A 25,459-nucleotide genomic window follows, 5' to 3' on the forward strand; every position below is an offset into this window, starting at 1 on the left:
GTCAGGAGGCGTCGCCCGCCCGCAGGGTGTCCAGGCCGGCCTTGACCGTGTCGACGGGGATGGCGAAGCCCAGGCCCACGCTGCCCGCCGCCGAACTGGCCGAGGAGCCCGCCGAACTGGGTGAGTACATGGCTGAGTTGATGCCGATGATCTCGCCTTTCATGTTGATCAGCGCGCCGCCGGAGTTGCCGGGGTTGAGCGAGGCGTCGGTCTGGATCGCCTTGTAGGTGGTTTTGGAGGTGCCCGTCTCTCCGTTGAACCGCTGCCCGCCGAACTCGAACGGCCAGTCCCCGCCGCCCTGTTGTTGCCGGCCCTGGGTCTGGCCCTGGTCGGGGGTCTTGGTGACGGTCACGTCGCGGTCGAGTGCGGAGACGATGCCGCTGGTCACGGTGCCGGTCAGGCCCTCGGGGGAGCCGATCGCCACGACCTGGTCGCCGACCTTCACCTCGGAGGAGTCGCCGAGCGAGGCCGTCTTCAGTCCGCTCGCGCCCTGGAGCCTGATGAGCGCGAGGTCCTTGGCGGCGTCGGTGCCGACGACGTCGGCGGTGTACTTCCTGCCGGTGCTCAGCGTGACCTCGATCTCGGAGGCGCCGGAGATGACGTGGTTGTTGGTGATGATCTCGCCGTCCGGCGTGATGACGACCCCGGAGCCCGTGGACCGCCCGGCCGTCGACGTCGCGCCGATCTCGACGATCGTGGGCGCCACGGCGCTCGCCACACCGGAGACGGTGCCGGCGTCGCTCCGCGAGACGGTCGTGCCCTGCACGACGCCCCCGGAGCCGGAGCCGTTCGTGCCGCCGTCGGCCAACTCCCCGATCAGGGTCGCGGTGCCGCCGCCGACCACCGACGCCGCGATCGCCACGGCCGCCAGCAGCGCGACCGGGCGCCTGGCGCGGCGTGCGGGCCTCGGGGGCGCGGGCTCGTACGGGGGCGGCGGCGGGTAGGCCGCCGCGCCGGGGGTTCCGTAGGAGGCGTACGTCGGGTACTCGCCGCTCGGGCGGTGGCTCTCAGTCATGTACACGAGCGTGTCCGGCGAACATGAGAAGCGGCTGAGGGTGTGCTGAGAAGCCGCGCAGAACCCTGTATGCCCCGGACAAGGCAGCCGCGGCAGGGGTTACGGAACGAAAGCCGGAGCCGGGGACTCTCCGCAGCCGCAGGAGCGCCGGACCACCAGGGCGGAGGGGAACTGCTTCAGCCGCTCCCGGCGCGAGCCCGCCACCCGCAGCGAGTCGTCGAGGACCAGGTCCACCGCCGCCCGCGCCATCGCCGGACGGTCCGAGGAGACGGTCGTCAGCGGGGGATCGGTGAGCGCGGCCTCCTTCACGTCGTCGAAGCCCGCCACCGCCAGCTCGCCCGGCACGTCGATCCGCAGCTCGCGCGCCGCCCGCAGCACACCGATGGCCTGGTCGTCCGTGGAGCAGAAGATGGCCGGGGGCCTGTCGGGGCCCGCCAGCAGCCGCAGGGCCGCCTGGTAGGCGTCGTAACGGTTGTACGGGGCCTGGAAGAGCCGGCCGTCCGTGGACCGGCCGGACTCGTGCATCGCCCGGCGCCAGCCCTCGACGTGGTCCGCGACGGGGTCGCCGACCGCGGGGGTCTGCTCGGTGCCGCCGAGGCACGCCACGTAGGCGTTGCCGTGTTCCAGCAGGTGGCGGGTGGCGAGCTGGGCGCCGCCGACGTCGTCGGTGACGACCGCGACGTCGTCGATCGCCTCGGGCCGCTCGTGCAGCAGCACCACCCGGGCGTCCCACGCCTCGATCTCGGCGGCGGCCCGCTCGCTGGGGCCCTGGCTGACCAGGATCAGCCCGGAGACCCGCATGCCGAGGAACGCCCGCAGGTAGTGGACCTCACGCTCGTCCCGGTAGTCGGAGTTGCCGACGAGGACCATCTTCCCGCGTTCGGACGCGGCCTGTTCGACCGCGTGCGCCATCTCCGCGAAGAACGGCTGCCGGGCGTCCGGCACGATCATGCCTATCAGGTCGGTCCGCCGCGAGGCCATCGCCTGGGCGACCCGGTCGGGCCGGTAACCCAGCTCCTTGATCGCGGCGAGGACCCGCTCGCGCGTGGCCGGGGCCACCGGCCTGGGTCCGTTGTTGATGACGTAACTGACGACCGCGGTCGACGTCCCCGCCAGTCTCGCCACATCGTCCCGCGTCACCTTGGCCACGCGCGGCAGTCTACGCGGATGGACCTACCTGGCGGCAGGCCGGACCGGCGCTTCTTCGGTGACCTCGGAATCCTCCGGCTGCTCCGAACGGGTTACGGGTTCCGGGGTGCTCCGCGTCACCGTCCGGGCCCTGGTCTCGTCGGCCGCGGCGCGCTCGGCCTTCTCCGGCTTCTCCGGTGCGACGAAGCGGTAGCCGACGTTGCGGACCGTCCCGATCAGCGACTCGTGCTCGGGGCCGAGCTTGGCGCGCAGCCGCCGGACGTGGACGTCGACCGTGCGGGTACCGCCGAAGTAGTCGTATCCCCAGACCTCCTGGAGCAGCTGGGCGCGGGTGAAGACCCGGCCGGGGTGCTGTGCGAGGTACTTGAGCAGTTCGAATTCCTTGAAGGTCAGGTCGAGGACCCGCCCCTTCAGCTTCGCGCTGTACGTCGCCTCGTCCACCGAGAGATCACCGTTACGGATCTCCATCGGGGAGTCGTCGGAGACGATCTGCTGACGTCCGGTGGCGAGCCGCAGCCGGGCCTCGACCTCGGCGGGGCCCGCGGTGTCCAGCAGGACGTCGTCGATGCCCCAGTCCGCGGTGACGGCCGCGAGGCCGCCCTCCGTCACGACGAGTAGCAGCGGACAGCCGGGCCCGGTGGACCGCAGCAGCTGGCAGAGCGAGCGCACCTGTGGCAGGTCGCGGCGGCCGTCGATCAGGATGACGTCGGCACCGGGGGTGTCGACGAGAGCCGGTCCTTCGGCGGGGGCGACCCGCACGCTGTGGAGCAGCAGACCGAGGGCGGGGAGCACCTCCGTCGACGGTTGAAGCGCGTTGGTCAGAAGCAGCAGTGAACTCATCGCCGTCCACCTGTCTGGATCATCGGTCGATCGTGCACGGTTCGCTCGCCCATTACGTCGGTCCTCCTCGTTCCCTGCGAGAGGGGCACTCCCGGGTCGGACCCGGGGGAGTAGTGCGGCAACAACTGGTACGGCCCCGCGCCCTGGGGCCGCTGAGCTTGTTGAAACGTCTCCGTAACAACGTGTGGAAAGCACAAAAGGACCCGGGGGCTGCGTTGCCCGAGTCCTCTTCGAAGGAGAATAACCCACATGTGTTCCGTCGCAGAGGGTTGGTTTCCGGGTTCTTCTGTTCGCTTGATCACGCGGGCGCCCCAGCGCACCACGTTGCGCACGGATGACGGGACCTGGATCGAGGCGGTGTACGAACCGTGTACGGCGGGTGCCGGGGCCCCGGCGCGCGGGGCGGTCGCCGGGACGGTGATCGTCGTCGCGCACGGTTTCACCGGCTCGGCCGACCGGCCGGCGGTGCGCCGGGCCGCGCGGGCGTTCGCGCAGCGTGCGGCCGTGATCACGTTCTCCTTCCGGGGGCACGGGAGGTCCGGCGGGGTGTCGACCGTGGGTGACCGCGAGGTCCGGGATGTGGCGGCCGTCGTGGCGTGGGCGCGTGCGCTGGGGCACGAGCGGGTCGTCACGGTCGGCTTCTCCATGGGCGGCTCCGTGGTGCTGCGGCATGCCGCGCTGTATACGGAGCGGAGGCGGGCGGCGGGCCCGGAACCCGTGGGGGAGAACACGGCGTACACCGGGCGCACGGGGGCGCACTCAACAGCGCACTCGGACGCGGTGGTCGCCGTGAGCGCTCCCGCGCGCTGGTACTACCGGGGCACGGCTCCTATGCGGCGGCTGCACTGGGTCGTCACGCGTCCGGCGGGCCGGTTCGTCGGCCGCTACGGTCTCGGCACCCGGATCGGCCGCGAGGAGTGGGACCCGGTACCGCTCTCCCCGGTCGCCGCCGTCCCGCTGATCGCCCCGGCCCCGCTGCTGATCGTGCACGGCGACCGGGACCCGTACTTCCCGCTCGACCACCCCAGGATGCTGGCCGAGGCCGCCGGGGACGGCGCCGAACTGTGGCTGGAGCGCGGTATGGGGCATGCGGAGAACGCGGCCGACGAGAGCTTGCTCACGCGCATCGCCGACTGGACGGCCGCTGTGACCGATGATGGACAACCGACGGACGACGAGAGGGGTGGAGCCATGGCAGCGGGAACGATCCGCTACTGGGCCGCGGCCAAGGCGGCCGCGGGCACCGCGGAGGAACCGTACGCGGCGACGACGCTCGCCGAGGCGCTCGAAGCGGTGCGCGAACGGCACCCGGGCGAGCTGACCCGCGTACTGCGAAGGTGTTCGTTCCTCATCGACGGTGACCCCGTCGGGACCCGTGGCCATGAGACCGTACGGCTTGCCGAGGGCGGCACGGTCGAGGTGCTCCCGCCGTTCGCAGGAGGGTGAACCGCAGACCATGAGCAGCAGCGATCAGCAGTATCCGTACGGTCAGCAGTACGCGTACGGGGACGGGCACCCCGGCGGGCGGCAGCAGCCTCCGCAGCCGCCCGCCGACGAGTACGCGGGGCAGCCGTACGCCGATCCGTACGCGGGGCAGCCCTACCCGGACCAGCAGCCCTACCCGGACCAGCCCCGCGCCGCGCCGTACCCGGACCCGGCCCAGGCGCGGTCCCAGCAGACCGGCGGTGAACCCGCCGCGTACGACCCGCGGTCGGCGTGGCCGACGCACCAGGCCCCCCAGGCGCAGCCGACCCACCAGACGTGGCAGGGCCAGACCTGGGACACGCGGTACCAGCCGACCGTGGACCAGCAGTCGCACCAGCAGTCCCCCGTGTACCAGGAGCCTCCGGGGCACCCGGGTCAGGCTCCGTGGCAGGGCGGGCCGGGCTCCTACCCCCTGCCTCCCGAGGTGCCGGCCGCCCGGGCGGCGGTGCCGGACGGCGTCGCCGGGGCGCCGGAAGCCGCCGCCCCCAGGCCACCCGCCCCCGTGGGCGGCGCCCGGCTCACCGCTGCCCAGCGCGCCCGCGCCGAGGGCCGCTCGCCGGTCATCGCGCCGGGCATGCAGCCGGCCGGCATCACCGCGGTCCTCGGCCTCCTGCTCGCGCTCGGCGCGGCGGCCGGTCCGTACGCGCTGGCCGTTCCGCTCGTCCTGCTCCAAGCGGTGACGGCCGCGGGCTGGTTCAGGCTCAACGGCATGTGGCCCGCCCGCCAGGGCATCGCGCTCGCCTTCCTGGGCGGCGTCGCCGCCGATGTCGCGCTGCTCGCCGCGGGCCGCGAGAACGCCGCGGCGGCGCTCCTCGGCACGCTCGGCGTCTGGGTGCTGCTCACCGTCGTCCTCCAACTGCGCAGCCACGCGGGCGCCGACGAGCGGATGTACGGGCTGATGGCCACCGTCGTGTCGGCGGCGCTCGCCGTCCTCGCGGCCGGACACCTGGCGGCGGTCCCCGACGCGGTGACCGTGGGCGGTGTCGCCGTGGCCGCCGCCGTGCTCGCCAGGGCGCTGCCCCTGCCGGGCGCCGCCTCGGTCGTCGTGGCCCTGCTCGCGGCCGCCGGCGCGGGCGTCGCCATGGGGGGCTTCACCGACTTCGGTTCCAGGGCGGCGTTCCTCGGGCTCGCCGCCGGGGCGTGCGCGCTGGTCGGGCTGCGGGTGGCGAGCTACGACTACCCGTCGCGGTTCGTGCACATGACCGCCGGGGTGGCGCTGCCGCTCACCGTCGCGGCTCCGGCCGTCTACCTGATCGGCCGAGCGATCGCCTGACGTACTGCTCCCGCCCCCGGCCCAGTAGGCTCACGCGCACCGGGTGTCCGAGCCCGGGTGGGGGAGGGACAGGCATGCGTGCACTGCGGATACTGCTGGTCGTCGCGGTGGTTCTGGCGGGCGTCTTCGTCGCTGTCGACCGCGCCGCGGTGTACTTCGCCGAGTCCGAGGCGGAGGGCCGGGTACGGCTCAGCGGAGTGGAAGCGGGTTCCACGGAGGTCTCGATCAAGGGCTTCCCGTTCCTGACCCAGGTGGCCGGATCGGAGCTCGGCCGGGTCGACGTCAAGCTGACCGGCATCCAGGCGAACGCCGCGGGCCGCACCCTCCGGATCAGTGAGATCAGGGCCGAGCTGCACCAGATCGTCCTGGGCGAGGGGTACACCAGCGCGACGGCCTCCCGTGCCGCGGGCACGGCCGTCGTCTCGTACGGCGACCTCACCGAGGCGGCCGACGACGGCGTCACCGTGGCCTACGGCGGCGACGGCAAGGTGAAGGTCACCGGCGGGATCAGTGTCCTCGGGCGGACCCTCTCGCGCAGTGTGCTGTCCACCGTCACGCTGGCCGGGGACACCGTCCGGGTGCGCGCGGACGAGGTCCCGGGCGAGGGCATCCCCGGCCTGGAGGGCCTGGTGCGCCGGCGCACGGACTTCGAGCGCCGGGTCGGCGGTCTGCCGGAGGGGCTGGAGCTGAAGAGGATCGAGGTCACCGAGAGGGGCCTGGAGATCTCGGTGACGGGTACGGACGTCGCGCTCGCCGGCTAGGGGTCTCCGGTGCGCCGCCCGTCCCATAAGGGGACAGGGCGGGTCATACTTCCTCTCATCCACATGATGAGACGCCTCTGTCCGGCCCTCGACTGGTCCTCGGCAGCGGACCTCCCGGTGGCGGCCCGGAATCGCGGGGGGCGCGCGCCCGTCTCGCATCGCGGACGATCGTGTCTCATCATGCGACACGACGGTGACATCTCCGCCCGTACCTCCCTACGATCGGACGCATGAAGCGACAGGCGGATCTCACGAAGCGGCGGGCAGTAGACCTGTGCCGCGTCGCCGCCATGCTCTGTCGCACCTTCTGAGCGGGATCGCCTTCCGTTTCCCCCGGCCCTTCGACCGTGTGTCAGGGCCGCCCCCCGTGCCTCGTACACGCACCGCCTCCGCGCAGCCGCGTCGTACGCCCGCACATCGCACCACCCCGCCGCAGACTGCCCCGGAGGAGAACCACATGAGCCGCGCAGACGTACTGGTAGACGCCGACTGGGTCGAGGCCCACATCGACGACCCGAAGGTCGCCATCGTCGAGGTCGACGAGGACACCTCGGCGTACGAGAAGAACCACATCAAGAACGCGATCCGGATCGACTGGACCAAGGACCTCCAGGACCCGGTACGCCGTGACTTCATCGACCAGGCCGGCTTCGAGAAGCTCCTGTCCGACAAGGGCATCGGCAACGACACCACGGTCGTCCTCTACGGCGGCAACAACAACTGGTTCGCGTCCTACGCCTTCTGGTACTTCAAGCTCTACGGCCACCAGGACGTCAAGCTCCTCGACGGCGGCCGCAAGAAGTGGGAGCTCGACTCCCGCGACCTCGTCGACGGCGACCAGATCCCGTCCCGCCCGGCCACCACGTACAAGGCCAAGCCCCAGGACGAGTCGATCCGCGCCTACCGCGACGACGTCGTGAAGGCGATCGGCAGCCAGAACCTGGTCGACGTGCGCTCGCCCGACGAGTTCAGCGGCAAGCTGCTCGCCCCGGCGCACCTCCCGCAGGAGCAGTCGCAGCGCCCCGGCCACGTGCCGAGCGCCCGCAACATCCCGTGGTCGAAGAACGCCAACGACGACGGCACCTTCAAGTCGGACGACGAGCTCAAGGCCCTCTACGAGGCCGAGCAGGTCGACCTGTCGAAGGACACCATCGCGTACTGCCGCATCGGTGAGCGCTCCGCGCTGACCTGGTTCGTGCTGCACGAGCTGCTCGGACAGGAGAACGTCAAGAACTACGACGGTTCGTGGACCGAGTACGGCTCGCTCGTGGGTGTGCCGATCGAGCTCGGCGCCAACAAGTAGGCCCGCGGACCACCGACCAGCACGACACCCCAGCAGAAGGACGAAACACCATGTGTGGAGCACAGGCCGGCGGCCCCGACGCCTCGACGATCAAGCCCGGTGAGACCACCATCCAGGGCAGCGTGACCCGCGACGGCGAGCCCGTCACCGGTTACGTGCGCCTGCTGGACTCGACCGGCGAGTTCACCGCCGAGGTCCCGACCTCGGCGACGGGACAGTTCCGCTTCTACGCGGCCGAGGGCACCTGGACGCTCCGCGCCCTCGTTCCCGGCGGCAGCGCGGACCGCACGGTCGTCGCGCGGACCGGTGGTCTCTCCGAGGTCGCCATCGCTGTGTGACCCGTAGCGCATGACCGGCCGGAGGGCCGCACCCCAGGGGGTTGGACGCCACCTGAGCAGGGGTGCGGCCCTTCGCGCCGTCCAGGCCGTCCGGTCGGCCCCGTCCTAGTATTGAGCTATGTACGCACGGCGCCGCCGCGCCTACTTCCTCCTGATGGGCGGATGCGTCGTCCTCTTCGTCTCCGCCTGGGCGCTGGTGCGCCCGTGGTCGGTGCCGGTCGCCGTGGGGATGTGTGTCGTGGCGATGGTCATCCCGCCGGTCGCGGCGATGGTCGCCAACCGGCGGGGCCCGGATGACCGCTGGTGGGACGATCCCTCGGGTGACCCGGGGTCCGACGAGTGGTGGGACGAGCTCGACGGCAGGCGCCGCCGCCCGTAGGCAGGCCCTCAGTACACGAGGGCCTGGACGCCGTCCGCCATGATCTCCTGCACGAAGACCTGCGCGCCCGCGATCCGGACGCCTTCCAGGACGTCCTGCTCGCCGATGCCGCGCCGCGCCGCGCACTGCGTGCACAGGGTGATCAGACCGCCCGCCCGGACGGTCTCGACCAGGTCGGGCAGCGGAGCGGAGTGCGGCAGTTCGAACGCGGCGGCGCGGTCCGGCAGGGCGAACCAGGCGGACTCGCCGGTCAGCCAGAGCGAGACCTCCACACCGCTGGCGACGGCGACGGCCGCCACGGTGAACGCCTGTGAGCAGCGCTCGGGGGAGTCGGCTCCTGCGGTCACCTTGATCACGAGCTTCTTCGGCATAGGCCGCACTGTAATCGGCGCCCGTGCGACCTCCCCGGGAACCCGGGGGAACCGCTGCCCGGCCGAGGACCTGGACGAGAAGGCCGGCCACCGACCCATTAGGCTGGGCCCGGCCCCGTACTGCGGCCGCATCGTTCGTCCCGAGGAGCTCCCGTGCTTGAGGCATTCTTCTCCGCCCTGCTGATCCTGGTCTGCGTCGGCGTGCTGGCCTTCACCGGTCTGACCGTGAAGAAGCTCTACCAGGGCCAGCGCTGACCCTCGCCGAACACCGCCCCTCCCTCACAGATGGTCTGAGCCGCTCATGATCGAGATTCCGTCCGACCTCCATCCGGACCTGGTCCCGCTGGTCTTCCTCCTCGGCAACTGGGCGGGCGCGGGCGTGTCCGACTTCCCCGGCGCCGAGAAGTGCAACTTCGGCCAGGAAGTCTCGTTCACCCACGACGGCCGGGACTTCATCGAGTACGTCTCGCACTCCTGGGTGCTGGACGAGGACGGCGAGAAGGTCCGCCCGCTGGAGACCGAGTCCGGTTACTGGCGTGTCGACAAGGACCGCAAGGTCGAGGTCGTCATGGTCCGTGACCAGGGCGTCGTCGAGATCTGGTACGGCACGCTCGCGGACAAGAAGCCGCAGATCGACCTGGTCACCGACGCGGTGGCCCGTACCGCGGCCTCCGGCCCGTACAGCGGTGGCAAGCGGCTCTACGGCTATGTGAACAGCGACCTGATGTGGGTCGGCGAGAAGGCCACTCCCGACGTCGAGCTGCGCCCCTACATGTCGGCGCACCTGAAGAAGGTCGTCACCCCGAGGAGGTCGCCGAGATGGCGAAGAGCCTCGGTGACATGCCGGACGACGGCATCGCGTTCTTCAGGTAGGAGCTCCCGCCGGGCAGCGGACTTGGGGCCGGTACCCGGCGGACGCCTACACTGGGCCTGTGGTGAGCACCGACTGGAAGACGGATCTTCGGCAGCGTGGCTACCGGCTGACGCCCCAGCGCCAGCTTGTCCTGGAGGCGGTCGACGCGCTGGAACACGCCACGCCCGACGAGATCCTCTCCCAGGTGCGCAGGACCGCGTCCGGTGTGAACATCTCCACCGTCTACCGGACCCTGGAGCTCCTGGAGGAGCTCGGTCTGGTCAGCCACGCCCATCTGGGCCACGGCGCTCCGACGTACCACCTGGCGGACCGCCACCACCACATCCACCTGGTCTGCCGGGACTGCGGGAACGTCATCGAGGCCGATGTCGGTGTGGTCGACGACTTCACGGCCAAGCTCCGGGACACGTTCGGCTTCGAGACGGACATGAAGCACTTCGCGATCTTCGGCCGCTGCGCGGACTGCGCGGCGAAGGCCGGTCCTGAGCCGGACCCCGCCGGAGCCTGAGGCCAACCGGGCCCCGGGGCGGGGGTTTGCCCCCTGGCCGTAGGCTGGGCGCATGAAGAGCCCCTTGCTGTCCCTGCCCGGCGCCGTCCCCGCCGAAGGCCGCGACGAAGGTGTCGCCGGGCACTACGGCGACCTGTTCCGCGAGCAGCGCGCCCTCGCCGGCGGCTCCGGCCTCGTCGACCTGTCGCACCGGGGAATCGTCACCGTCACCGGCGACGACCGGCTGGCCTGGCTGCACCTGCTGCTGACCCAGCACGTCACCGACCTCGTACCCGGCCAGGCCACCGAGGCGCTGATCCTCTCGGCCAACGGGCACATCGAGTACGCCCTCTATCTCGTCGACGACGGCGACACGGTGTGGATGCACGTCGAGCCGGACACACAGGGCGAGCTCATCGCCTATCTGGAGTCGATGAAGTTCTTCTACCGGGTCGAGGTCCGCGACCGCACCGACAGCTTCGCCGTCGTGCACCTGCCTGCCGGTTCCATCGCCGAGGCGCCCGACGGCGTGGCCGTACGGGAGACGCCGCACGGCCGCGACCTGTTCCTGCCGCGCGCCGGCCTGGAGGAGTACGCCGCCGCGCACGGCCCGGTGGCCGGAATCCTCGCGTACGAGGCGCTGCGCGTGGAGACCCACCGCCCACGCCTCGGTTTCGAGACCGACCACCGCACCATCCCGCACGAGCTGGGCTGGATCGGCACGGCCGTCCACCTCCACAAGGGCTGCTACCGGGGCCAGGAGACGGTCGCGCGCGTCCACAACCTGGGGAAGCCGCCGCGCAGGCTCGTCTTCCTGCACCTGGACGGCAGCGAGGTGCTGCTGCCCGGTCACGGAACGCCGGTGCGGCTGGCGGCGGACGGGCCCGAGGGCCGTCAGCTCGGCTTCATCACGACGTCGGCCCGCCACCACGAGCTGGGCCCGATCGCGCTGGCCCTGGTGAAGCGGAACGTGGCCGTGGACGCGGAACTGATGGCCGGGGACACGGCCGCCGCCCAGGAGACGGTCGTCGAGCCCTAGTCAGGCCGTAGATCTGCTGCGCGCCGGTGTCCACCGGCGCCGCTACACCTCGATCAGTACGGTGAACGGGCCGTGGTTCGTGAGCGAGACGCGCATGTCCGCTCCGAACCGGCCCGTCTCCACCTGCGCTCCGAGGGCCCGCAGCCGCGCCACCACCTCCTCGACCAGCGGCTCGGCCACCTCCCCGGGCGCGGCGGCGTTCCAGGTGGGCCTGCGGCCCTTCCTCGCGTCCCCGTAGAGGGTGAACTGCGAAATGACCAGAATCGGCGCATTCACATCGGAGCAGGACTTCTCGCCGTCCAGAATGCGCACGGTCCAGAGCTTTCGGGCGAGTTGTGCCGCCTTCTCCGGAGTGTCCTCATGGGTGACTCCCACCAGTACGCACAAGCCCTCGCCCATGATCTCGCCGACCACGGCGGACCCCGCGGGGCCGTCCGTACCGTCGGCCACGGTGACGGACGCGCCGTCCACTCTCTGCACCACTGCACGCATACAGACCAACCTATCTTGGGCTGAACGGGTACAGAGCACCTGCGTGGGAAGCGTGCGGGGTGGCACCATGCACGTGCCGGTGTGCCGACGCACCGGTCGAGGGGACGGAACAGCATGAGTGAATATGGAGCCGGGCAGTCACCCGGTGCCGTACCGACGACCCGTACCGGCATCATGCGGCCACCCGTACAGCGGACCGGTGTCCCGCAAGGGCCGGGACAGCAGGGCGCGGTCCATGGGGCGGGCCCCACACCCCCGCCCCGGCCTGTTTCCGTACCCGAGCAGTCCGTCGTGCCGGGGGTCGGGGAAGGGCTGTCCGCGGTGCGGGCCTCGCCCGAGTTCCGCGGCCTGCGCCTGCCCGAACTCCGTACGCTGCGCAAGAACGCGCAGCGCGACGAGGCCGACCTCAGTTACGTACGGAGGCTGGTCCAGGGCCGTATCGACATCCTCAGGGCGGAGCTGGCCCGTCGCCGCGCCCCGGAGACCCCGGTCGTCGACCGGCTCTCGGAGATCCTCGCCGACGCCCCCTCCCTGCACCGGACCTCCGCACGGCACGTCACCCTCACCACGCCGCGCAGCGACGAGTACCGTCAACTGGCCGCGGAGACGCTCGCCGACGTCGAGCTGTCCGACCTCGACGCCCGGACGGACGACGAGCTGCACACCGCGATGGGGCGGCTCGTCCGCTACGAGCAGCAGGTCTCCCGGCGCCGTCACCGCCTCCAGCGCTCCGCCGACGAGTGCAGCGCGGAGATCGCGCGCAGGTACCGTGACGGGGAAGCCCAAGTAGACGACCTGCTCGCCTGAGGCAACCCTTCCGGGGGCGGGTCACCCGCCCGTTCCCCGGAAGGCCACCATGACCTCCAGCGCCACCCCTTCTTCCGCCATGACCGCCGCCCGGCCCGTCCTGGCCGAGGTCGTACGGTCCGGTTTCGTCGAGGGTCTCCACCGGGGGTCGCTCGTCGTGCTGGCCGCGGACGGCAGTGTGGAGTACGCCCTGGGGGACCCGGCGGCGCCGGTCTTCCCGCGCTCGTCCAACAAGCCGATGCAGGCGGCCGCGATCCTGCGGGCCGGACTCGATCTCGGCGGGGAGCGGCTGGCGCTGACCGCCGCGAGCCACTCGGGGAGGGCTTCCACCTCGATCTGGTACGCACGATGCTCGCCGAGCACGGACTGACGGCCGACGACCTCCAGACCCCGCCGGATCTGCCGCTGGACCCGGTCGAGGCCGAGTCGTACCTGGCCGCCGGGCAGGTCAGGGAGCGGCTCACGATGAACTGCTCAGGCAAGCACACGGCGATGCTCGCGGTCTGCGTACGCAACGGCTGGGACACGGCGAGCTACCTCGACCCGGCACACCCGCTCCAGCGGCTGGTGCACCAGGTGGTCGAGGAGGCGGCGGGCGAGCCGGTCGCCTCGGTCGGTACGGACGGCTGCGGGGCGCCGCTGATGGCGATCGGCCTGGTGGGCCTGGCGCGCGCCTTCCGGTCGTTCGTGCTCGCCGCGCCGGGGACGGCCGAGCGGCGGGTCGCGGACGCGATGCGGGCCCACCCGGAGTACGTCGCGGGGACGCGCCGCCCCGACACCTGGCTGATGCGGGAGGTGCCGGGCACGCTCTCCAAGATGGGTGCGGAGGCGGTCCAGGCGGTGGCTCTCGCGGACGGCAGGGCCCTGGCCTTCAAGATCGACGACGGTGCGACGCGGGCGCTCGGCCCGGTGCTGGCCCGCGTGTTGGAGCTGCTGGGCGTCGACGCCCCGGTGGTCTCCCGGATCGGCCGGGCACCGCTGCTGGGCGGCAGCGCCGAAGTGGGCGGCGTCCGCGCGGCGTTCTGACGGCGGGCGCCCCCGGGCGGAGCCTAAATCGCGCGACATCCCGGCGGGACTGTGCCTAGCGTGGGCCCATGAACCTGGAGCTCCGCACCGTTACCGAGTCCGGCTACCCGGAGTGGCTGCGGGCCGTGGGGACCGGCTTCCTGCGCGCGTCCGCGCCGGCGGAGGACGAGATCAAGGGACGTCTGGCACACACCGATCTGAGCCGGGTGCGCGGTGTCTTCGACGGCGGGCGGTGTGTGGCGACCTTCCGGTCGTTCGACCAGGAGCTGACCGTCGTCGGCGGTGCGCGGGTGCGGGCCGACGCGATCAGCGCGGTGACGGTGTCGCCCACGCACCGCCGCCGCGGGCTGCTCGGCCGGATGATGGCCGCGGATCTGGCTGCGGCCAAGGAGCGCGGCGACGTGGTCGCCACCCTGATCGCCGCGGAGTACCCGATCTACGGGCGGTTCGGCTTCGGCCCGGCGACGTGGACGACGGAGTGGGAGATCGACGTCCCACGCTCCGGCCTGGACCCGCGCCGTCCGGCCCTCACGGCCGAGGACGGCGGCCGGATCGATCTGGTGGAAGGCATGGAGGTGCGCATGTTCGGCCCCGGGCTCCATGACCGGCTGGCCGCGCGCACCCCCGGCGTGATCAGCCGCGACCGCCGCTGGTGGGAAGTGAACACGGGTGTCGGCGTGACGGCCGCCGACGGGTGGAGCGACCCGTTCTACGCTCTCTACCGCTCGGCGGATGGCGAGGTCGACGGGCTGGCCGTGTACCGGGCCGACGACAACTGGGGCGACGCCAAGCAGCCGCTGAACAAGGCGACGGTGAAGACCCTGATCGCGGCGACCCCGGCCGCCGAGCGGGCGCTGTGGCGGTTCGTCTGCTCGATCGACTGGATCACCACCGTCCGCTCGGGCCACCGCGCCCCCGACGACCTGCTGCCCCTCCTCCTGCCGGACCCGCGCGCGGCGCGCGTCGTGACGCAGGCGGACTGGCTGTGGGTGAGGCTCCTGGACGTCGTACGGGCGCTGGAGGCCCGTACCTACGCTGCCGAGGCCACCCTGGTCCTGGACGTCCGGGACGAGACGGGCCTCACCGCCGGCCGCTTCCGCCTCGACGCCTCCCCGGCCGGCGCCTCCTGCGTGCCGACCCGGGAGAGCGCCGATCTGACCTTGGACGTACGGGAGTTGGGGACGCTGTATCTCGGCGACGAATCGGTCATCCGGCTGATGGACCTCGGTCGGGTCGAGGAGAACCGGGCGGGAGCGGCGGCGACGGCCGACGCGGTGTTCCGTACGGGCCGCCGGGCGTGGTGCCCGGACGTCTTCTGAGGGCGGCGAGGGGCCCGAGGGGGAGAGGGAGGGGAGCGCCTTCGCCGCCTCCCGGGAGGCGGCGACCCTGACTCTCCCTCGGTCTGGCCTTACGTGTCGACGTACGCCACGTCGATCACCACCCCATCCGGCGCCGCGACCGGGTCGGGCCGCTCCGCCGCGACCAGGACCTCCGGTCCGCCGAACTCCTGGGCCAGTGCCACCCGCATACGGATCACGTTCCTTCCTGCCGGCGGCCGGCCGTTCCGGTGCCTCAGGCACCACCTTGGGACGTCAAGTCCACTTGAGGTCAAGGGCGTAGGGTAAGCGGTCATGAGCGGAGAGAAGTCCAGGTCCAAGGGGGCGGCGCACGCGCCGGCCGGTCTGCGTGCGCGCAAGAAGCGACTGACCTACCAGGCGGTCTCCGACGCGGCGATCGCGATGTTCCTCGAACGGGGCTTCGACAAGGTCTCGGTCGCGGAGGTGGCGGCCGCCGCCGACATCTCCAAACCCACACTGTTCCGGTACTTCCCGGCCAAGGAGGACCTCGCGCTGCACCGGTTCGCCGACCACGAGGACGAGGCCGCCCGGACCGTCGCGGCCCGCGCGGACGGCGAATCCCCGCTGGAGGCGCTGCACCGCCACTTCCTCACCGGGCTGGCCGGACGCGACCCGGTGACCGGCCTCTGCGACGCCCCGGAGGTCCTCGCCTTCCACCGCCTGCTGTACGGCACCCCGGCGCTGGTCGCGCGCCTCTACGCCTACCAGGGCCGCTCGGAGGCGGCGCTCGGCCGGGCCCTCGGCGGCGGGATCGCGGCCCGGCTCGCCGCGGGCCAGATCGTCGCCGTCCTGCGCATCCTGGCGGAGGAGAACTGGCGGCGGATCGACGCGGGAGAGAGCGCGGAGCAGGTGTACCCGGGCGCGGTGGAAGCCGCGGAACTGGCCTTCGTACAGCTGCGGGCGGGGCTGACGTAGGGATGGGCGTGCGCCTTGCCCTCCTGTGACTGAGCACGATGGTTGTCACCTGAGAGCCGTCCCGACCTCGCCCGCTCCGATGGCGTGAGCAGGGTTGTTGTCACTGAAAGTGCGACATTCTTGTCACCTTGAGATCGTTTGCGGTCTTGTTGTCACCACTACCGAAGATCGCCCACGTCGAATGCCTGGCTCCGCTTCCCTGGAGACGTGGCGGAGGTTCGAGGATCCGGCGGGGCACACACCCGGGTGGCTGACGACGTGGTGTACGAGCCCGTGTGGTCGCATTTGTGCCGGTGGGACGACCTACTCGTGCCGGTCTCCCTCGGCACGGGGCGTCAGGCGCTCGACTTGGACGAGGGGTGGACGCGGCGGTGGACGGCTACCTGGCGGTACGCCGGAGGTGAGGTCACCTGCGCGGTGGCCGATCTGGCGGCCGCTCCGGTCAGCGGGCTGGGGCCGATGCGGGGCTTCACCTGGCGGCGCGAGCAACGTCATCGTCCTGGGCTGGAGTACATGGTCAGCACCGGCCGCCTGCACGGTTTCGAAAGCCTGGAGGAAGCTGGGTTGCTGCTAGTTCTGGATTTTGCTGGTGATGTAGTCGAGGTCCTTTCGCAGCCGCTTCGGCTGAAGTTCCGTACCGCTGACGGATGGCGCAGGCATACCCCCGATTTCCTTGTCGTCAGTCGCCTGGGTACCTGGTTGATCGACGTCCGCCCCATTGATCTGATCGGTGACGGGGACCGGGAGTCCTTCGCCGCGGCGGCCGAGGCCGCATTGGCCTGCGGCTGGCACTACACGGTGGCTGCGCGGTGGAAGCCGTACGCGCTGATGGCGGTGGATGCGATGTCGGCCAGGCGCCGACCGCTCACAGACCCGCTGGGTGTCAGGCCGGGCCTGGTCGCCGGGGCCAGTGCGGCAATGACCTTCGGGGAGATCGCGGCGGGAAGCGCGTTCGCGCCGGTCGCGCGGGCTCATCTGCTGCACCTGCTGTGGCATCGCCGCGTCGGCATCGATCTGAGCCAGCCTCTCGGGGACCGGTCCACGGTCGTTCTCGGATCGGAGGCATGGTGAGTATTGCTCGCGCGCTGGACCTGTCCGTCGGTGCCGGGGTCGTGCTCGATGACGTCGAGTGGATCGTCGAGCGGCGTGAACCGCATCTCGGGCGAGTCCAGTTGATGGGACCCGACGGTTTAAGGCAGTGCCTGACGTTCCGGTTCCTGGCCAATCACCAGCACTGCCGTCCTTCGTCTCGGACATCGGCTTTGAGGGCGGACCGTGGTCGGCAGCCCGCTTCGGTGGGGGACTTGAAGCCGGACAAGCGCCGGTTGGCAAGGCTGCGTGCGGCCCATCTGCTGGAAGTGAAGACGGGGTTCAGAAGCGGTGATCCTCTGAGGCCGGGGCAGGGGGAGCCGAAGCCTGAGTACGACCCGGAGACGACCACACTGACCGGACGGCGGCTGGCGAAGGTCGCCGAACTCAAAGCCCTGAACCGTGAGGAAGCGAAGCTGCTGGGCCTGGCGGAAGTGAGCTACCGCACGCTGATCCGTTGGGAGAGGAACCGCAGCCGCTTCGGGCTGATCGGCTGCGCGGACGACCGGTGGCTGCGGGAGAGCGGCGGTCATCCAAGCATCAGCGAGGAGGTCCGGGAGGCGATTTTCGCGGTGCGGGCGGAGACGTTGCACCGCTCGCGCGTGGACGGCCGCACCCGCGAGGCCATGATCCACCAGTACGTGCGGGAGACCTTCGGTCCCGAGGTCGTGGTGCCGAGCTACCACACGCTGCTGAGGGTCTGGAAGGAGTGGTTCGGCCCGAGCGGAGCGCGTCAGCGCTATGAGCGCTCGGCCCAACTGCCCACGAAGACCGGTCACGTGGTGGTCCACCGTCCCGGGCAGGTGGTGGGGCTGGACACCACGGTGCTGCCCGTCATGGTCCGTGAGGGTGTGTTCGGCGATCCGGTGAAGGTCCACCTGACTCTCGCCATGGATGTCTACACGCACTCGCTGTGCGCGTTCCGTCTCACCCTGGTCTCCGACACTTCGGTGGACGTGGCGATGCTGCTGCGGGACGTGATGCTGCCGCTGCCGATGCGGGCGGACTGGGGCGAGGAGATGGAGTGGCCCTATCCAGGGCTGCCTGCCGCCGTAGTCGCCGAGTTCGCCGGCTACGAGGTCGCCGGGTTACCGTTCTTCGCCCCGGAGACGGTGACCACCGACCACGGGTCGGTCTACCGCAATCACCATCTCGTCGATGTTCAGCGAGTGCTCGGCTGCAACATCCTTCCCTCCAGGGTCCTGCGTCCCACGGACAAGCAGGTGGTGGAGAGGGCCTTCGGCAGCATCCGGTCTCTGCTGTTCGAGCACCTGCTGGGCTACACCGGCGTCGATGTCGCTGATCGTGGGGCCGACCCGGAGGGCGACGCGACGTGGACCATCGAGGAGATGGAGCACGTGATCGCGACGTGGATCGTGAAGGTGTGGCAACAGCGCCGCCTGGGCGAGTACGCGCCGTGCTGGGACCCGAACAGCGATCACAGCCCGAACTCGCTCTTCGCGGCCTCGTTTGCCCAGGGCGGCTTCCCGATGGAGATCCCCTCGCCCGAGCTCTACTACCAGCTGCTGCCGCAACACTCGGTGACGAAGATCCACGGCCGCCGCGGAGTGAAGATCCGTGGGCTCTGGTACGACGGCCCGGCTCTGGATCCTTACCGTGACCAGCGGTCCACCCGTGGCGGCAGACGCAAAGGGCAGTGGATCGTCCACCGCGAGCCCCGTGACCGCCGCACCGTGTTCTTCCAGGACCCGCTCACCCACGTATGGCACCCGCTGCGTTGGACCGGACTCCCGCCGGAGGGCAGGACGCCGGCCTTCGGCGACGCACGAGTGCGCGACCTCTTGCAGCAGGCACAGAAGGCGGGACTGAAACCGAAGACGGACGCCGAACTCCTGCCGCTTCTCCTCGACGTGATCGGCCTGCACACACCGGTTGCGCACTGGCCGACGCGCCTAAAGAAGTCCCAGCGTACCGAGTATGCCCGCGATGTCATCCAGGCCAATACCGCTGCCAGCGACCATCCAGCTTCGCAGGCCGAGCAGGATCCTGCCGCCTGGGCGGCAGGAAACACTGTTGTTCACCTGCAATGGCCCGAGCAGGCGCGCAGGGCCGAGGAGAGTTTGGACGCCGAGCGCCGCCGACGCAGAGAAGAAACCGGGCCTTCTCGGCCCGCGCTGCCACCCCCGCTGGGCGCCAGCTACCGCAAGAGGAATTTCTTCATCCTGCCTGACGGGGACGAGAACGACGAGGGTGAGCCGGGCGGCAGTTCGCTCCCGGCTGGAGGGGAATGACGTGGTCGATAGCCAGAGTGGACTGCAGGACGGTGTCGTCCCATTTCTCAGGATCGGTCCCTCGCCGAACCGGGTCACCCACGAGGGATACCAGCAGTGGCGGCGGACACGAGGAGCCTTCGTTCCGGCCCCAAGACTGACGCTAGACCAGTACCGGGCCATGAGCGCCCGCAAGCGCGGGCTGCACGACCTGCACCGAGCGGCGACCCATGTGAACCTGCGGATGCAGGAAACCCCGATGAGCGCGCAGGTCACCGCGCTGATGCGGGCCAGACTCCAAAACAACGCGTTGAAGCAGACACCCGGCACCCGCGACGGACTGATGATCAACGGTGGCGGTTATCAGGGAAAGACGGAGACAGCCTGCGAGACCGCCGCTGAGTTCGAGGACTTCTGGCGCGACCTGCACCACCAGCTCAACCCGAACGCGATCCCCGGCACTCGGGACCTCTTCCTGCCGGTGGCCTACTGCCAGACACCGGTCAAGGCCACGCCGAAGGGACTGTGTGAGGCGATTCTGGACTTTTACGGAGCCCCGCACGCCAAGACCCTGCGTGGGCTGATCCGCAACGTCCGCGATTCCCTGCACGCGCATTGCACCACAGCGCTGCTGCTCGACGACATCACCCGGTTGAAGATGCACCGGGAAGACGACCAGGACACCCTCGATCTCATCCGGGACCTGATGAGCCTGAACGTCACTCTCGTCCTCATCGGCGTCAACATCCCGGCTCCGGGCTGTTGCGGGAAGGCCAGCAGGATCCGCGCACCGGGCAGACGGTGCTGTCGCCCGTCAAACGCGGCAGAAGCCAGAACGACGAGGCGGCCACCCAGACCGAGCGCCGCTTCGACATGATCAACCTCGACCCGTTCCACTACGACACCCCTGACGGCATCGCCGCCTGGGTCAACCACCTTGCCGGCACCGAAGACCAGCTGCGGCTCTTCCGGGCAGCGCCGGGCATGCTCACCGACGGCACGATGCCCGAGTACCTGTTCCGCCGTACCGAGGGGATCGTCGGGCTGCTGAAACGCCTTATTGAGGACGGCTGCACCAAGGCCATGGAAAACGGCCAGGAGAACCTGACCCTCGACCTGTTCCAGGAGATCCCCATCAATCTCGGCAACGTCCCAGGGAGGGACCCGGGCTCCGGTGAGGTCCCCGTGCTCAAGGACGAGGGAAAAGGAGCCCCGCCCAAGCGCCGCAGGCACGGCCGGAACACTGTCTTCGACGACCAGGGCGGCCGCCCCGCCGCCGATGCCTGATGGCAGGCCGACAACGACTCCTGCCCCGGAGCCTGGATCCCCTAGATGACGAATCGATCCGCGGCTATCTTCTCCGACTCGCACACCGGTTCGACGCCGCACCCCTGGAGATCGCCATCCGAACAGGCCTGGTCGTTCAAGGCCTCGGCCGAAATTCCATTCCCGTGCGCCTTCTGCATGAACTGGACGAGCGGCGGCTCGACGCGTTTGCCCGCGCCACTCGCCTCACGCGTGACGAGGCCCGAGGGCTGCTGACGGCATCTCTGGGTGAGCGCTACGGTCCGCTGAACGCCCGCCTGCTGGCCGAGTTCCGTACGCCCACGGGAATGGCCCACAACAATCGCTGGATTCTCACTAAGACGACCCGGTACTGCCCGCGATGCCTCTCCGGTGACGGAACCGAGATCGAAGGACGCCACGGTGGGTGTTGGCGTCGGGCCTGGAGATTGCCTCCTGTCTTCGCCTGCCTACGTCATCAGCGCCCGCTACTGTCCGGCTGCCCTCGCTGCGGGCAGGACATCAACGCAGCCCGAACCGGCAGCCTGATTGCAAGAGCCACCGAGGCGGGCCTCCACCCCGCTCAATGCAGAGCCACCATCCCCGGTACACGAGCGATGTGCGGTGCGAGCCTGTCCGGCGGCGACGCGGACCGACTTCCTCATGTTCCCTCCATGGTTGCCGCGTTGCTGAGGCTTCAGCACCACTTTGACGGACTCTTGGCACCCGATGGTCCGGAGTCGGTAGGCAGCTTCGGATGGTTGATTCCTACGGCCCAGTACTTCATTGACTTACGCGCTCTGAGCGCATTGATCTTCATGACTTGGCCCCATGCCAGACAACTGGCCGACATGGAGGCTCTGGCCGTGCTGGTCGACCGGGAGGCGGAGAAGCGGCACGCTGACTTCACCAAGTCCCGTGCCGAGGATGAGGCCAGCCGACGGCGCCAAGCCTCGCACCACTACAGCGATCCGGCGGCCGATCCCGCCGTCGCGGGCGCGGTACTGGGCATCGCCGCACGGCTGCTGTCGGCCCCTGACGAGAACGAGACACACGAATTGATGGCGCCAATCATTGCTAGAGCCAAGGTGCAAAACTTCTCGATGAGTTACCAATTTCGGCGTCTCAACGGGACCTCCTACCCACTCCAGGCCATCCTCCTGACCTCGCGTCAGGACCATGGCGCCTTCCAGCGGATGGGGCAACGGATCGAGAGCCAGGGGCTCAGACGAATCCAGGGAGCAAACGGGATGCCTGGTCCCTACGGATAGCAGGGACGCGCGCTGTGTGTGCCCTGGAGTCCTCGCTCAGACACCAGCAAGTAGCGAGACATGCGCGGGCCGGTACGGAAATCCCAGCCGAGACCGTGTGCCGCCGGGTGTCAGTCGTCGTTCTCCTCCGAAGCGTCGTCGAAGGTCGGGCACAGCGGCACCCCTACCGCCATGCGCGCCTGCCCGGACTCTTCGTCTGCCGGGCCCTTCAGTGCATATCAGAAAACGATCGGTTCCTGCAGGTCGGAAGTCGGGCGGAGCAGCCGCTCTGGCCAAAAATGAAGAAGAGGAAGTATCCCGGGGGCGTCACGCCCACGAAATACTTCCTCTTGAACAGCAGGAGATCAGCCTCGGCCCCTCAGTTCGAGAGTGAGCCCGAGAGCCTGAGTGATCTTGGCGACGGTGGCGGTCGTGACGTCTCTGTTCGCCTCGATCCGGGCGATAGTCGGGCGAGAGACGCCTGCCTTCTCGGCGAGATCCGTCTGTGACCATCCGCGCTCCTTGCGAGCGACGCGGATGGTCTCGCCGAAGTTCACCTGCTTAGGCTGGCCCTTGCTCATGAGCCCGACTCTCCCAGCGCGGTCTGAGAGCCGGCATCACCGCGATGCTGGAAATGGAGCGCATCCGCCGCGATGTCCGCGAGCTGGCCAAGGAATGCAGGGTTCGTCATGTAGGACTGGATATCCTGCGACTCCTGGCAGGTCTTGAGCACCGCGAGCCCAATTGCATTGCTGAAACCCTCGGATGCCTTCAGCTGCGCGACGGTATTGTTCTTCGCCATCGCCACGGCCTCCTCGTTAGCGTCGAGGAAACCCCAGAACGTCGTGATGAAACCGGAGACACTGCCCGGGCTCACCTCGACGCCCTTGGCCCGGAACATCTCATTCACGCGGTCTATGGCCTCGTCGAGCGGTCCCCGCTCGGGTTTTCCCCCAGACTTGTGTTCACCCTCGAAGACCGGGAGCTTGATACCTTCGCCGCTTCCTTCGCTCAGCGAGTGGTCCTCGTTGATTGCGGACGGCACGAACTTCACACCAGAGAGCTGTACGCCCTCGAGGTAGCTGTCGTCGTGGTCGTTGTCGTCGACGTGGAGGTTGCGCCCCAACAACGTCGCGAGGATCGCACGGCGATGCAGATCCGGATCCTGGTAGTCGACGATCTGGCTGAGGAACTGCCAGGCATTGCGGTAGCTCAGCACGTCGGCGCGGAAGCGTTCCAGCACCTCCCGCTTGGCCTTGTCCTTGGCCAGAATCGCCTGCCTCCACTGACCGGTCCATCGGTTCTTGATGGGCGAGAGGACCTTTGCCAGCGCCTCTCCGCCCGCGTCCGCCAGATATGCCTCCGCGACGGCGCTTAGCTCGTCGTGAGAGTACAGCGCCGCAGTGTCGAGACGCTCACCGATCGTGTAGAGCGCATTGGGGTCGACGTCCCCGTCGATATGCGCGTCCGAGTAGTAGAGCTTGAAGTCCTTTTCGATGCTCGCCGGCGAGTTGCGGAAGTCGACGACCATCGGCGCGGTCTTGCCCGGGTAGATGCGATTCAGCCTCGAGAGGGTCTGGACCGTGGCGATGCTGGACAGTTTCTTGTCGACGTACATCGCCATGAGACGCGGCTCGTCGAAGCCTGTCTGGAACTTGTTTGCGACGATGAGGACGCGGTAGATGCCCTCTTCGCGGAATGCCTTCGTCACGTCGCTGTGATTGTTCAGGGAAACCTCGGTGACGCTCTCACCGGTCTCGTCCGTGAGCGAGCCGGAGAAGGCGACGAGGGTGCTCATGTCTTTGTAACCCTGCGAAGCGATGTACTCATCCATCTTCTTCGACCAGCTGAGCGCCTCCACGCGCGAGCTCGTTACGACCATGGCCTTCGCCTCACCACCGAGCACGTGCATTACGTTCCGGCGGAAGTGCTCGACGACGACACGGACCTTCTGCGCGATCGCGGTCGGATGGAGACGGGCGTAGCGGACGATGTTAGTGACCGCCTCGCCGGTGTTGACCTGGATCTCGCTCTCGGACTCGTCTGCGTCGAGCGTGTTCTTCACGCGGAGGAACATGTCGTAGGTCGAGTAGTTGGTGAGCACGTCGAGGATGAAGCCCTCCTCGATCGCCTGAGCCATCGTGTACGTGTCGAAGGCCTCCCAGCGGCCATCGCGTTCAGTGCCGAAGAGCCGCAGCGTTTTCCCCTTCGGGGTCGCGGTGAGCGCGACGAACGTGATGTTGCTGGAGGCGGCGATCGCCGAGTCCTTGGCCCGGAGTAGGTCGTCGGCGCTGATGTCGTCCTCGTCCGCGTCAAGCTCGACATCGGCCAACAGCTCCTTGAGCCGACGGGCGGCTGAACCTGACTGCGAGGAGTGCGCCTCGTCCGCGACCACGGCCCAGTGCCTGCCACGCAGCTCCTGGGTGTCCTCGATCAGCTTCATGACCTCAGGGAAGGTCTGCAGCGTGCATGTGATGATGTGGTCGCCCTCGAGCAAAGCCTTCTTCAGCTGAGGCGACTTCGCGCCGGACTTTTCGCCGACTGTGACGATGAGGCCCTTGCTCGACTGTACGAGGTTCATGTCGTGGCGGATGTTCTCGTCGAGGACCGTACGGTCAGTGACGACGATGACCGAGTCGAACGTCGACTTCGAGTCGGCGCTCATGTGACGGATCAACTGATGGCTGAGCCAGGCAATTGTCTTCGTCTTGCCTGACCCGGCTGAGTGCCAGATGAGGTAGCGCTCGCCTGTGCCGCGCGCCTCGATGTCTGCGACGACGCGCTCTACCGCTCGAAGCTGGTGGAAGCGGGGGAAGATTAGTCGCCCGTCGTCCTTCTTGCCGGCCTTGCTCGGCTCGAAGAGCGCGAAGTCCTTGAGGATGCGCATGAACATAGAACGGGCGAGAGTCTGGCGCCACAGGTAGTTCGTCGACGAGCCGCTGCCCGAGGGCGGGTTGCCCGCGTGCCCGTCGTCCCCCTGGTTGAAGGGCAGGAACACGGTGTCCTGGCCCTGGAGCCTCGTCGTCATGTAGACGAGGTCGTTGGACACCGCGAAATGGACCAGCGCGCGTCCGGGTGCGAGCAGGGGGCGATTCTTGCCGGGCTTGCGGTCCACCTTGTATTGCCGGATCGCGTCCTTGACTGTCTGCGTGTTGTCGGTCTTGAGTTCGAGCGTCACAACCGGAATGCCGTTTGCGGTGAGGACCACGTCGATGGTCTCGTTCGACGCGGTGTCAAAACGCACCTGGCGCAGGATGCGTAGGCGCACGGCGGCCGAGGCTTCGAGCACCTCGGTGAGGTTCGGGTTGGCTGGTGGGAACACCATCATCGGCCCGAACTTCGCGGCGGGGCGTCCCACCTGGGCGTAGGTGAAGCCCTTGCGTAGCACGCCGAGCAGCCCACCGACGGGGTGACCGGTGGTGGGGTCCATCCGCGTGGTCTTCGCGAGTTCCTTGGTGATGTGCTGGATCAGCTTGCGCTCGGCGTCGGTCCTCTGGCCGTTGACAAGGTCGCTGGGGACCGCCTTCTCGTACTCGTCCGGGTACTGCATGCCGAGCCACTGCAGCACGTCGTTCTGGACCATGGCGAGCCCGACGTCCCATCCTGTCGGCTTGCCGTCGTCCTCGTAGAGCCAGCCGTGCGCAGCCAGTTCGGTGCAGAGGTTCTTCTCGAACTCCAACTCCATAAGCTGAG

At 69.4% G+C, this 25,459-nt stretch carries 25 protein-coding genes and 3 pseudogenes; 20 read left to right on the forward strand and 8 right to left on the reverse strand.

Annotation, left to right across the window (positions count from 1 at the left end; all coding sequences use genetic code 11):
• Position 1: 1 nt before the first annotated feature.
• From Sfulv_RS15780 to Sfulv_RS15790, 3 genes are all read right to left on the reverse strand, one after another.
• Positions 2-1,015 (reverse strand): S1C family serine protease, encoded by a 1,014-nt coding sequence (locus Sfulv_RS15780; protein ID WP_173314429.1) that lies wholly within the window; start codon positions 1,013-1,015, stop codon positions 2-4.
• A gap of 99 nt (positions 1,016-1,114) precedes the next feature.
• The gene (locus Sfulv_RS15785) at positions 1,115-2,164 is read right to left on the reverse strand and encodes a LacI family DNA-binding transcriptional regulator (RefSeq protein ID WP_173314431.1); all 1,050 of its coding nucleotides are present in this window, start codon (positions 2,162-2,164) and stop codon (positions 1,115-1,117) included.
• A gap of 24 nt (positions 2,165-2,188) precedes the next feature.
• Positions 2,189-3,004, reverse strand: coding sequence for a winged helix-turn-helix transcriptional regulator (locus Sfulv_RS15790; RefSeq protein ID WP_173314433.1), 816 nt, complete (start codon positions 3,002-3,004; stop codon positions 2,189-2,191).
• A gap of 249 nt (positions 3,005-3,253) precedes the next feature.
• Between Sfulv_RS15790 and Sfulv_RS15795 the strand changes: the two are divergent.
• The 8 genes and pseudogenes from Sfulv_RS15795 to Sfulv_RS15825 form a co-directional block, all read left to right on the forward strand.
• Positions 3,254-4,147 (forward strand): annotated as a pseudogene (locus Sfulv_RS15795) (alpha/beta hydrolase family protein); the annotation flags it as partial.
• 48 nt (positions 4,148-4,195) lie between these two features.
• Positions 4,196-4,450 (forward strand): MoaD/ThiS family protein, encoded by a 255-nt coding sequence (locus tag Sfulv_RS30460; RefSeq protein WP_173317906.1) that lies wholly within the window; start codon positions 4,196-4,198, stop codon positions 4,448-4,450.
• 10 nt (positions 4,451-4,460) lie between these two features.
• Entirely contained in the window at positions 4,461-5,762 is a 1,302-nt protein-coding gene (locus Sfulv_RS15805) for a hypothetical protein (RefSeq protein ID WP_246353134.1), read from the forward strand.
• A gap of 74 nt (positions 5,763-5,836) precedes the next feature.
• Entirely contained in the window at positions 5,837-6,523 is a 687-nt protein-coding gene (locus Sfulv_RS15810) for an LmeA family phospholipid-binding protein (protein WP_173314436.1), read from the forward strand.
• Positions 6,524-6,753: 230 nt separating this feature from the next.
• Positions 6,754-6,834: a putative leader peptide gene (locus tag Sfulv_RS31495; protein WP_350310325.1), complete on the forward strand. Its 81-nt coding sequence runs from the start codon at positions 6,754-6,756 to the stop codon at positions 6,832-6,834.
• Positions 6,835-6,980: 146 nt separating this feature from the next.
• The gene (locus Sfulv_RS15815) at positions 6,981-7,826 is read left to right on the forward strand and encodes a sulfurtransferase (RefSeq protein WP_173314438.1); all 846 of its coding nucleotides are present in this window, start codon (positions 6,981-6,983) and stop codon (positions 7,824-7,826) included.
• A gap of 50 nt (positions 7,827-7,876) precedes the next feature.
• Positions 7,877-8,164 (forward strand): DUF1416 domain-containing protein, encoded by a 288-nt coding sequence (locus Sfulv_RS15820; RefSeq protein WP_084748041.1) that lies wholly within the window; start codon positions 7,877-7,879, stop codon positions 8,162-8,164.
• A gap of 118 nt (positions 8,165-8,282) precedes the next feature.
• A complete protein-coding gene (locus tag Sfulv_RS15825) occupies positions 8,283-8,543 on the forward strand; it encodes a DUF3099 domain-containing protein (protein WP_173314440.1) in 261 nt (86 codons plus the stop codon).
• An 8-nt stretch (positions 8,544-8,551) separates the two neighbouring features.
• Here Sfulv_RS15825 and Sfulv_RS15830 read toward each other — a convergent pair whose 3' ends face one another.
• Positions 8,552-8,914: a DsrE family protein gene (locus Sfulv_RS15830; protein WP_173314442.1), complete on the reverse strand. Its 363-nt coding sequence runs from the start codon at positions 8,912-8,914 to the stop codon at positions 8,552-8,554.
• Between the two features lie 301 nt (positions 8,915-9,215).
• Here Sfulv_RS15830 and Sfulv_RS15835 point away from each other — a divergent pair.
• The 3 genes and pseudogenes from Sfulv_RS15835 to ygfZ all read left to right on the forward strand — a co-directional run bounded on the left by Sfulv_RS15835 (position 9,216) and on the right by ygfZ (position 11,314).
• Positions 9,216-9,787, forward strand: a pseudogene (locus Sfulv_RS15835) (heme-binding beta-barrel domain-containing protein).
• A gap of 59 nt (positions 9,788-9,846) precedes the next feature.
• Positions 9,847-10,296: a Fur family transcriptional regulator gene (locus Sfulv_RS15840; protein WP_173314443.1), complete on the forward strand. Its 450-nt coding sequence runs from the start codon at positions 9,847-9,849 to the stop codon at positions 10,294-10,296.
• A gap of 52 nt (positions 10,297-10,348) precedes the next feature.
• The gene (ygfZ, locus tag Sfulv_RS15845; protein WP_173314445.1) at positions 10,349-11,314 is read left to right on the forward strand and encodes a CAF17-like 4Fe-4S cluster assembly/insertion protein YgfZ; all 966 of its coding nucleotides are present in this window, start codon (positions 10,349-10,351) and stop codon (positions 11,312-11,314) included.
• Positions 11,315-11,356: 42 nt separating this feature from the next.
• Here the strand turns inward: ygfZ and dtd are convergent, their stop codons facing one another.
• Complete coding sequence (gene dtd / locus Sfulv_RS15850; protein WP_173314447.1) at positions 11,357-11,806, reverse strand: D-aminoacyl-tRNA deacylase; 450 nt, start codon at positions 11,804-11,806, stop codon at positions 11,357-11,359.
• Between the two features lie 114 nt (positions 11,807-11,920).
• On the opposite strand from dtd, the gene Sfulv_RS15855 reads away from it, so the two are divergent.
• From Sfulv_RS15855 to Sfulv_RS15865, 3 genes and pseudogenes are all read left to right on the forward strand, one after another.
• On the forward strand, positions 11,921-12,613 hold the full coding sequence (locus Sfulv_RS15855) for an RsiG family protein (RefSeq protein WP_173314449.1): 693 nt from the start codon (positions 11,921-11,923) through the stop codon (positions 12,611-12,613).
• A gap of 49 nt (positions 12,614-12,662) precedes the next feature.
• Positions 12,663-13,639 (forward strand): annotated as a pseudogene (locus Sfulv_RS15860) (asparaginase).
• A gap of 68 nt (positions 13,640-13,707) precedes the next feature.
• Positions 13,708-14,958 (forward strand): GNAT family N-acetyltransferase, encoded by a 1,251-nt coding sequence (locus Sfulv_RS15865; protein WP_173314451.1) that lies wholly within the window; start codon positions 13,708-13,710, stop codon positions 14,956-14,958.
• An 89-nt stretch (positions 14,959-15,047) separates the two neighbouring features.
• On the opposite strand, the gene Sfulv_RS30465 is transcribed toward Sfulv_RS15865, so the two are convergent.
• The gene (locus tag Sfulv_RS30465; RefSeq protein ID WP_256668944.1) at positions 15,048-15,176 is read right to left on the reverse strand and encodes a hypothetical protein; all 129 of its coding nucleotides are present in this window, start codon (positions 15,174-15,176) and stop codon (positions 15,048-15,050) included.
• A gap of 94 nt (positions 15,177-15,270) precedes the next feature.
• On the opposite strand from Sfulv_RS30465, the gene Sfulv_RS15870 reads away from it, so the two are divergent.
• The 6 genes from Sfulv_RS15870 to Sfulv_RS15890 all read left to right on the forward strand — a co-directional run bounded on the left by Sfulv_RS15870 (position 15,271) and on the right by Sfulv_RS15890 (position 21,787).
• Positions 15,271-15,912 (forward strand): TetR family transcriptional regulator, encoded by a 642-nt coding sequence (locus Sfulv_RS15870; RefSeq protein ID WP_173314453.1) that lies wholly within the window; start codon positions 15,271-15,273, stop codon positions 15,910-15,912.
• 417 nt (positions 15,913-16,329) lie between these two features.
• On the forward strand, positions 16,330-16,983 hold the full coding sequence (locus Sfulv_RS15875; protein WP_256668945.1) for a TnsA-like heteromeric transposase endonuclease subunit: 654 nt from the start codon (positions 16,330-16,332) through the stop codon (positions 16,981-16,983).
• Positions 16,977-19,253, forward strand: a complete 2,277-nt coding sequence (locus Sfulv_RS15880) for a COG3415 family protein (protein WP_218901232.1) — start codon at positions 16,977-16,979, stop codon at positions 19,251-19,253. The genes Sfulv_RS15875 and Sfulv_RS15880 overlap by 7 nt, the downstream gene beginning before the upstream one ends.
• Positions 19,254-19,413: 160 nt before the next feature.
• Positions 19,414-20,109: an AAA family ATPase gene (locus Sfulv_RS30470; RefSeq protein ID WP_256668946.1), complete on the forward strand. Its 696-nt coding sequence runs from the start codon at positions 19,414-19,416 to the stop codon at positions 20,107-20,109.
• Entirely contained in the window at positions 20,106-20,519 is a 414-nt protein-coding gene (locus tag Sfulv_RS30475; protein WP_256668947.1) for a hypothetical protein, read from the forward strand. The genes Sfulv_RS30470 and Sfulv_RS30475 overlap by 4 nt, the downstream gene beginning before the upstream one ends.
• Positions 20,519-21,787 (forward strand): TniQ family protein, encoded by a 1,269-nt coding sequence (locus Sfulv_RS15890; protein ID WP_173314455.1) that lies wholly within the window; start codon positions 20,519-20,521, stop codon positions 21,785-21,787. The genes Sfulv_RS30475 and Sfulv_RS15890 overlap by 1 nt, the downstream gene beginning before the upstream one ends.
• 344 nt (positions 21,788-22,131) lie before the next feature.
• Here Sfulv_RS15890 and Sfulv_RS15895 read toward each other — a convergent pair whose 3' ends face one another.
• Both Sfulv_RS15895 and Sfulv_RS15900 read right to left on the reverse strand, forming a co-directional pair.
• Positions 22,132-22,347 (reverse strand): helix-turn-helix transcriptional regulator, encoded by a 216-nt coding sequence (locus Sfulv_RS15895; protein WP_173314457.1) that lies wholly within the window; start codon positions 22,345-22,347, stop codon positions 22,132-22,134.
• Positions 22,344-25,451 (reverse strand): type I restriction endonuclease subunit R, encoded by a 3,108-nt coding sequence (locus Sfulv_RS15900; RefSeq protein WP_218578048.1) that lies wholly within the window; start codon positions 25,449-25,451, stop codon positions 22,344-22,346. The genes Sfulv_RS15895 and Sfulv_RS15900 overlap by 4 nt, the downstream gene beginning before the upstream one ends.
• Between the last annotated feature and the right edge of the window lie 8 nt (positions 25,452-25,459).

It is taken from the genome of Streptomyces fulvorobeus, from assembly GCF_013167895.1.
GTDB lineage: Bacteria > Actinomycetota > Actinomycetes > Streptomycetales > Streptomycetaceae > Streptomyces > Streptomyces fulvorobeus.